The organism is Nocardioides sp. CPCC 206348, assembly GCF_048654705.1.
GTDB lineage: Bacteria > Actinomycetota > Actinomycetes > Propionibacteriales > Nocardioidaceae > Nocardioides.
Window position 1 is genome coordinate 6,352 of sequence record NZ_JBMCZA010000104.1, and the last position, 1,258, is coordinate 7,609.

At 72.1% G+C, this 1,258-nt stretch carries 3 protein-coding genes; 2 read left to right on the plus strand and 1 reads right to left on the minus strand.

From position 1 onward, the window contains the following. On the plus strand, positions 1–409 hold a 409-nt coding region (locus ACOADB_RS05170), incomplete at its 5' end, for an IclR family transcriptional regulator domain-containing protein (protein ID WP_378596872.1). Positions 410–488: 79 nt separating this feature from the next. Here the strand turns inward: ACOADB_RS05170 and ACOADB_RS05175 are convergent. Further along, the gene (locus tag ACOADB_RS05175; RefSeq protein WP_378596873.1) at positions 489–848 is read right to left on the minus strand and encodes a VOC family protein; all 360 of its coding nucleotides are present in this window, start codon (positions 846–848) and stop codon (positions 489–491) included. Between the two features lie 60 nt (positions 849–908). On the opposite strand from ACOADB_RS05175, the gene ACOADB_RS05180 reads away from it, so the two are divergent. Further along, on the plus strand, positions 909–1,258 hold a 350-nt coding region (locus ACOADB_RS05180), incomplete at its 3' end, for a hypothetical protein (RefSeq protein ID WP_378596874.1).

Here is a 1,258-nt window from a genome sequence, read left to right on the forward strand (position 1 = left end):
CGAGGAGCGCGCGCCCGGCCGGCCGTCGCTGGTCACCGACGTCGGTGTCCGGCTGCCATCCCACCTGACCGCCAGCGGACGGGCGATCCTCGCGCACCTGCCGGCCAGCCAGGTGCGCGCGCTCTACCCGGACCGCGATGCGTTCGTCGATCGCACCGGCGTCGGCCCCGGCTCCCCCACCGCCTTGCGTGCGGTCCTCGCCGAGACCCGTCGTCGCGGCCACGCGATCGAGGACGGCGAGGTGACCGCCGGGCTCGCCAGCGTCGCTGCCGCGGTCCTGGACCACAACGGACTGCCGGTCGCCGGGGTGGCGATCACGTTTCCCCTGGACGGGGCTGATCCGGAGCGGCTGGCCGCGGCCGTCGTGTCGACCGCAGCGACCCTGACCCGCCGCCTGCACGGCCGCTGACGGTGGTAGTCCCGGGCCAAAAGCACCGAAATCCGGCGTGTCGCCGTGCTTTTGGCCCGGGACTACCGTTCTCGACGGCCTAGGAGGGGTTGCCGCCGAAGCCGATCTCGTTGCCGTCGGGGTCGGTGTAGATCACCTTGCGGGTGCCGCCGTCGTAGGTCTCCTCGCTGGCCGGCTCGATCCCGCGCGACGCCATCGCGGCCACCCGGGCGTCGAGGTCGTCGACGAACAACGTCTGGACGGAGAACCCGGCGCGCTCCGGTCGCTGCTCCACCACCAGCCAACGGTGCGGCGCCACTTCCCAGACACCTTCGGTCGGATGGGCGACGAAGGTGGGCGGCGTGCCGAGCAGCGCCTCGTACCAGGGCAGCGCCGCGTCGTAGTCCCGCACACAGATGCCGGCGAACAGCTCGAGCCCGTCGCCCAGGAATTCGGTCATGCCCGTTCCGACCTCGGGCGGGCCGGGGATTCATCGGTACGGCTGGCTACAGTCGCCCGCGTGCAGGCACCGCAGATCGACCCCATCAGGCTCGGCTCGCTCGCCGAAGGGGACCTGCTCGACCTGACCCGTGACGCGGACCTCGAATCGGTCCGGTACGCCGACCTGCGGGTCGCGCGTCTCGACCTGGCCGGTGCGCTCGTCTCCACGTCGCGGTTCGAGGACGTCAGCGCCGACGACACCGACCTCAAGGGCGCCCGCCTGCACGAGGTCGAGCTCGAACGGGTCAACCTCCCGGTCGTCCGCGCCGCCCGCGGACAGTGGCGTGACGTGAAGGTCAACGGCCGGCTCGGCTCGCTCGAGGCGTACGAGGCGCAGTGGAAGTCCGTGCACTTCGTCGGCTGCAAGCT